This is a genomic window from Paenarthrobacter sp. TAF1 (genome assembly GCF_052113825.1).
In the GTDB taxonomy this organism is placed as follows: Bacteria; Actinomycetota; Actinomycetes; order Actinomycetales; family Micrococcaceae; genus Arthrobacter; species Arthrobacter nicotinovorans.
Genome location: NZ_JBFRDO010000029.1, coordinates 23781 through 30432, shown reverse-complemented (window position 1 = coordinate 30432; position 6652 = coordinate 23781). Strand labels below are relative to the sequence as shown.

General features: G+C 62.4%; 6 protein-coding genes. All 6 read left to right on the top strand.

Annotation, left to right across the window (positions count from 1 at the left end; genetic code table 11):
• The first annotated feature begins 126 nt into the window (after nucleotides 1-126).
• The 6 genes from AB4Y81_RS20705 (at nucleotide 127) to AB4Y81_RS20680 (ending at nucleotide 6642) form a co-directional block, all read left to right on the top strand.
• A complete protein-coding gene (locus tag AB4Y81_RS20705) occupies nucleotides 127-789 on the top strand; it encodes a TetR/AcrR family transcriptional regulator (RefSeq protein WP_441996822.1) in 663 nt (220 codons plus the stop codon).
• Nucleotides 789-1688, top strand: a complete 900-nt coding sequence (locus AB4Y81_RS20700) for a TIGR01777 family oxidoreductase (RefSeq protein WP_441996820.1) — start codon at nucleotides 789-791, stop codon at nucleotides 1686-1688. The genes AB4Y81_RS20705 and AB4Y81_RS20700 overlap by 1 nt, the downstream gene beginning before the upstream one ends.
• 472 nt (nucleotides 1689-2160) lie before the next feature.
• Entirely contained in the window at nucleotides 2161-2628 is a 468-nt protein-coding gene (locus AB4Y81_RS20695; RefSeq protein WP_441996818.1) for a hypothetical protein, read from the top strand.
• 383 nt (nucleotides 2629-3011) lie between these two features.
• Nucleotides 3012-4409 carry an MFS transporter gene (locus AB4Y81_RS20690; RefSeq protein WP_441996816.1) on the top strand — a complete coding sequence of 466 codons (1398 nt, stop codon included), beginning with the start codon at nucleotides 3012-3014 and terminating at the stop codon, nucleotides 4407-4409.
• A gap of 158 nt (nucleotides 4410-4567) precedes the next feature.
• Nucleotides 4568-5230 carry a response regulator transcription factor gene (locus tag AB4Y81_RS20685; protein WP_018778026.1) on the top strand — a complete coding sequence of 221 codons (663 nt, stop codon included), beginning with the start codon at nucleotides 4568-4570 and terminating at the stop codon, nucleotides 5228-5230.
• Nucleotides 5227-6642, top strand: a complete 1416-nt coding sequence (locus AB4Y81_RS20680) for a sensor histidine kinase (protein ID WP_441996813.1) — start codon at nucleotides 5227-5229, stop codon at nucleotides 6640-6642. Before AB4Y81_RS20685 ends, AB4Y81_RS20680 begins: the two co-directional genes overlap by 4 nt.
• Nucleotides 6643-6652: the final 10 nt, after the last annotated feature.

The window sequence follows — 6652 nt, the reverse complement described above, 5'->3', positions numbered from 1 at the left end:
CCCCACCCCCTTCAACCAAACCCTCCCTCACATCCCACACCCCACACCCCCTCATCTTTTGAACACGTTCAAGAATGTGCCATACTCATTTCTGAACACGTTCAAAATTTCCGTCAGGAGCACCGCATGGCCGCGAAAAGTGAGYAGACCCGCCAACTGGTGGCCGACGTCGCGCTGAAGATGTTCCGCGAGGTCGGCTTTGAAAAAACCACCATGCGCGCCATCGCCCAGGAAGCCGGGGTGTCGGTCGGCAATGCGTACTACTACTTCGCGTCAAAGGATGAACTGGTCCAAGAGCTATACATCCAGGTACAGGATGAGCATGCAGTTGCCGCAGCGCAGGCACTCGAAAATGTCCAAGACCTCGCGGGCCGGCTCAAGGCGGTCCTCCACACCGGCATCGATGTCATGGCGCCGTATCACCAATTCGGTTCCGACTTCATCTCAACTGCCATCCGGCCGACGTCGCCCGTCAACCCGTTCGGCGAGGCGTCCACCGCCGCCCGCGACGCTTCGCTCGCGATCTTCCGTTCCGCCGTCGAGGGTTCCTCCCCCGCGGTCGCTAAGAAACTGCGCGCCGATCTGCCCGAATTGCTGTGGCTGGCATACATGGGCGTCGCGTTGTTCTGGGTTTACGACAAATCCGCGGGCCAACGCCGCACGCGAAAACTGATCGACGGTGCGGCACCGCTGGTGGCTCGTGGTTTGTCGCTCGCGAAAATTCCCGGTGTGAGCAAGGTGTTTGACGACGTCCTGGGACTCGTCCGCAGCGTGAAGGAAGACTCGTAATGACCCGGACCGTGGTGATCGCGGGCGCGAACGGCTTCATCGGCAGCTACTTCCGACGGCGGTTTGCTGATGACGGATGGCAGGTGCGGACGGTTGGACGCGGCCTTTCGTCTGACGCGCAATGGAACGACGACGGCGCCATCACCAAGGCGCTGGACGGCACGGAACTGCTGGTGAACCTCGCCGGACGATCCGTGAACTGCCGCTATGACCAGCGCCACCGTCAGGAAATCCTGGACTCCAGGGTTCTGACCACACGGGCCTTGGGCCGGGCCGTTGCTGCATGTGACGAGCCGCCCAGGACATGGATCAACTCAAGTACCGGCACCATTTATCGGCATGCCGAGGACCGTCCGCAGTCAGAGATCGCAGGCGAACTGGGCAGCGGGTTTTCCGTGGACGTTGCCCGGGCATGGGAAGACGAGTTGGCGTCGGCTGTTGTGCCGGAGACCCGGAAGATTCCGCTCAGGATTGCGATCGTGCTGGGTCCCGGCGGCGGGGTCATGACTCCTTTCCGGAACCTTGCGCGGCTGGGTTTGGGTGGGCACATGGGGCCCGGAACGCAGAAGTTCAGCTGGATCCATGTGGAGGACCTGTTCCGGACAGTGTTGTTTCTCCACGCCAGGCCTGAACTGAGCGGCCCGGTCAATGCAGCATCGCCCTACACCGTGGACAATCGGGAGCTGATGGCACTGGTTCGGCGGAGCCTTGGTATTGCGTTTGGCGTCCCGACGCCGTCGTGGCTGCTCGAGGCTGGCTCTGTTCTCATTCGGACCCAGACCGAGCTGGTGCTGAAGAGCCGGTGGGTGGAGCCCCGGAAACTGCTCGACGCGGGGTTCGCATTTGAATACCCATCGTTGGCCGGTGCGCTCAACGAGATCGCCACAGGGCGCCGGTGAGGCCGGAAGAAGCGAGGAGGCCGCGGCCTCATGGGCCCAACGATCGTGTGATTCTGGGCCGAAAGGGCCTGGTAGTGGGCGTTCTACTTTCAGATGTCGTGTTTTTTCTGGTGCCCGCATTCATCGAAATCATTCGAAGTCCACCATATGCCGAATATCAGCTTTCGTTCCTTCCCATCCTCGTAGCCTTTGGCGCGGTCCCTGTCTGCCTGGTGGCGTTCCCTACGGCGATACTGCTGGGAAGAGTGCTGCGCAGCATTCGCAGCCAATGGGTTCACGTAGCTGCCTTTACTCTCGCAGGCGCTCTGGTGGGAAATATAGTCGGCGCGTCCTTCACGGGGTTGGACCTCGCACACTCTGATTCACATGACACTACCTGCAGCGCTTGCGGCCGGCGTCGGACGGCTCTGCATTTGGAACCTGGTGATCGTGAACGACTTTCCCTCCCCAACTAACGGTTCTACGGTGACTCATGAACGATGACAGTTGGGCGGACGAGTCCGAGTACGGACTGGTGGCGCCTGGGTCGCGGAATAGCTGGCGGTACGGATCGAAAGACCGGGTAGTGATCGGAGGCGGAGGCCTCGCTGTCGGCGTCGCGGTGGCGCATCTGACTTTCTGCCTGTTGCTTGCAGTCCAGTCACCGGGGGGCTGGGCCCTCGTCTTCTTCATTTACAGCCTGATTCCAGTGTGGGCTATCGGTGTTTCCGCGGGATCTCTGCTCGGCCTCGTCCTGCGACGCATCACCAACCAATGGATCCACGTGGCGATCTTTTTCCTCGCCCCGTTGCTCGTCTGCGCGCCATTCGGCGGGCTCTCCCCGAACGGCGCGATCTTCTTTTCAATGTCCATAGCCATTGCAGCTGGCTTCGGACGGCTCGCAATCTGGAAGCTCGTTCGCATCAATAGGCCCCTCCCGATCATGGACGGATGGACGTGAGCAAGCGTCCCCACCAAACCCAAGGGATGTGAGCAAGCGTCCCCACCAAACCCAAGGGATGTGAGCAAGCGTCCCCACCAAACCCTATGGATGTGAGCGAGCGTCCCCACCAAACCCTAGGGATGTGAGCAAGCGTCGGTTGTACCCGGAACGGGGCCCCCTCCACCGCATCCGAAACCTAAGGAAGTGTTAGGAAATCCCCTCCCACGTTGGTTGTGCCGTGCATCACCCATAGTTTGGAATACGTCCTCTTCACCCCAAGAGGGCCTTTCTTAGTCGACGAAGAGCCATGCGCAAGGACGCCATGAGCACGAGCTTCATGGACAGAACGAACTCATGCAAGACACGGCTGCCGCATGCGCAGCCGCCAGGAAGGTTCATTGATGAGCACCCAACAAGCTGCACCTCTGAGCGAAGCCGCCCAGACACGCAAGGCAGTGAGCAACATCCTCAAAGGCTCCGCGGGCAACCTCGTGGAGTGGTTCGACGTATACGTTTACACCGCTTTTGCGGCGTATTTCCAGTCGCACTTCTTCAACTCCTCGGACGATCTCCAAGCCGGCCTTGAAGCGATGGCCGTGTTCTCGACGTCGTTCCTCATGCGCCCGATCGGTAGCTGGTTCTTTGGTCGCTACGCCGACCGCAAGGGCCGTAAAGCCGCGCTTACTCTCAGTGTGACCATGATGTCCGCCGGCTCGTTCGCCATTGCGATCATGCCGACCCAGGACGTCATCGGTCTATGGGCCATGATCCTCCTGGTCTTCATCCGCATGGTCCAAGGCTTCTCGGTGGGCGGCGAGTACGGAACCAGCGCCACCTACATGTCCGAGGCTGCTACGGCCAAACGCCGCGGCTTCTTCTCCAGCTTCCAGTACGTGACGCTGATTGGCGGCCAGATGCTGGCACTCCTGGTGCTCGTGATCCTGCAGAACACCATGAGCAAGGAAGACCTGACCGCGTGGGGTTGGAGGATTCCGTTCGCGATCGGCGGCGTGGCCGCACTGGTGGTGCTCTGGCTGCGACGCTCCATGGAGGAGACACTCTCTGCCGATCAGCTGCGTGCGGCGCACGTCAAGGTTGAAGGCGAAGCCCAGCCGGGAACCATGAAGCTCCTGTTCACCAAGCACTGGAAGCCGCTGCTGATCTGCATCGGCATCACACTCGGCGGCACCGTTGCCTTCTACACGTACACCAACTTCATCCTGAAGTTCATGAACGATACGTCCGGTATCGCCAAGACGGACACCTCCGTGATCAACTTCTGGGCGCTGTTCATCTTCATGCTGCTCCAGCCCGTCTACGGCATGCTTTCGGACAAGATAGGCCGGAAGCCGCTGTTGATCTGGTTCGGTGTGACGGGCGTTCTGTTCACGTGGCCTTTGCTCTCGGCGCTGGCCGGGACCAAGGATCCGTTCGTGGCATTCCTGCTGATGTTCGGCGGCCTGTTGATGGTGGGTGGCTACACGTCCATCAATGCCTTGGTGAAGGCCGAACTCTTCCCGGCATCCATCCGTGCGCTCGGTGTGGGCCTCGGCTACGCGATCGCCAACTCGCTGTTCGGCGGTACGGTTCCGCTGATTGGTGCAGCTTTGCAGAAGTCGGACCAGGTGGACCTGTTCTTCACCTACGTCACGGCGGCCATCTTCATCTCGCTGCTGGTGTACATCTTCGCCCTGAAGAACAAGAAGCCGACGCACTTGGATGCGGAGCAGGGCCACGCGTTCAAGGCCCGGGCCACTGCAGACGACGACGGCGACGAGAAGGATCGCGTCAACGCCTGACTTGGCTGCCTCTTGGGGCCCGTTCTGCACTCTTTGGATACTCCGAAGGGCGCAGAGCGGGCCTCACAACGTTAAGCTCTAGTAGCGAACCCAACCAACGAACCCGACCAACGAACCCACCAGCGATCCCCGCTCAGCGAACCCCGAAGGACTACACCGTGCATGTGCTAATCGTCGAGGATGACGACGCCATGGCCTCAGCCTTGAGCGCCGCCGTCGCCTCTGCCGGGCACAAGCACACCCGGGTTTCCCGCGGCGAGGACGCGCTCCTGGCCCACCGTCAGCACGAGGTCATCCTGCTCGATCTGGGCTTGCCGGACCTTGATGGCCTGGACGTCCTCAGGAAACTCCGCCAGGTCACGCAAATCCCCATCCTGATCCTGACGGCCCGCGATGACGAGCGGAGCGTGGTCCTTGGCCTTCGCTCGGGCGCCGACGATTATCTGGTGAAGCCCGTGAAACTAGTGGAATTGCTCGCCAGGATCGAGGCGGTGACGCGCCGGACCAACCGCGGGGGCCAGGCAGCACCGCACACTATCGCCCTCGGTGAGCTGGAGGTGGACCTCGACCGCCGTGTGGCATCGGTCGGAGGCAAGCAACTGGCCCTCACCGCCACGGAGTTCGACCTCCTGGGCCTGCTGGTCAGGCATGCGGGCTCGGTGGTCACCCGGGAACAAATCCTGGACGCCCTCTGGGGCGACGCGTTTCTTGCGCACTCCCGGTCGTTGGACGTGCACCTGACCGGTCTCAGGTCCAAGCTCCAGCTGCCCGGCTTCATCATCAATGTCCGGGGCGTCGGCTACCGCGTCGAGCAGCCGTGAAACTCCGGGTCTTGGGCATCCTCAGCCTGCTGGTGGTGGTGATTGTGGTGACGGTGTCCAGCGTGATCCTGACGTCGGCCAGCCGGGAGCTCACGCAGGAGCTGCAGATCAACAGGGTCGCTGCCCTCAACCGCTTCGCCCAGCTGGCCAGTGACGCCCTGGAGGACAATAACACCACTCAACTGCAGCGTGAAATGGACCGCTACGCCGAGCTTTACGGCGAAGGAATACTGATCCACATGCAAGGCCAGAGCATCCATTCCGGCGGCCTTCGCGACGATCAACCGGAGGTCATGGACGCGCTCGGCAGGGCAAGCCTGAACCTGAGCGACACAACGCTCAGTCCAATCCGCGCCTTCGGGACGGGCAACGAGATCATCTCAAGGTCCTTCGGCACGGCCAGCCAGGTTCTCGGTGAAGTTGTCATGGAGGTGAACCTCGACGCCGCCCGCCAGAAGCTACGGGAGCGGTGGCTCGTCGTCGTCGTTGCCGCCGTGGCGCTTGGCGCGCTGCTCCTGCTGGCCGCTGCCCGTATCACCGGCTGGGTTTTGCGCCCGGTCCAGCGCCTTAGCAAGGCCGTCCACGAGCTCGAAACCACCGGCGCGACCACCCAACTGCCTGAAGCCGGGCCGCCTGAGCTGCGCGAACTCAGCCGCTCCTTCACCACCATGGCCCATGCCGTGAGCGAGAGCATGGAATCCCAACGGCGACTCATCGCCGACACCTCGCACCAGCTCCGCAATCCGGTGGGGGCGTTGCGGTTGCGGATCGATCTGCTGCAGCTCGCCTTGCGATCGGAACCGGAAAAGGCCGCCGCTTCGGGCGTCGTTGCTGAACTTGAGCGCGTGGAGGAAATGCTCGACGGCGTGCTGAAGCTGGCCACCGCGGAACATCGCGCCTCTGCCGGGGCTGCCCGCGCGGACCACGGAACGGGACACCAGCGCCTGACGGTCATCGACCCGTTTCCTGTCCTGCAAGGTGAGGCGGAACGGGCCACGCCCTCTGCACTTCAGGCAGGTGCCACGATCACGCTTCTCGAGCCGGGCCGGCCGATCACCATCGCCTGCAATCCGGAAGAACTCGCGCATATGGTGGGCGAGCTTCTGGCCAATGCCGTCAAATACGCCCCAGGTTCCCACATCACGGTGGCGACCGAACCCACCCCGGGTGGCACCGCCGTCGTGGTTTCCGACGACGGTCCCGGCCTCCCCGCCGATCAGCTCGCCGCGTCAACAACCCGGTTCTGGCGGGCGCCGCAGCACAGCAAGATCCCGGGCAATGGCCTGGGCATGACCATTGTGGAACGGTTGGCCGAAGCGAACGGAGCAAGGTTGGTGCTGGAAGCCCGCGTGCCGCACGGGCTGACGGCGCGCCTCGAGTTTGTGCACCCGCAGGGCGGTTCCGATGCCTGAAAGCCGCACA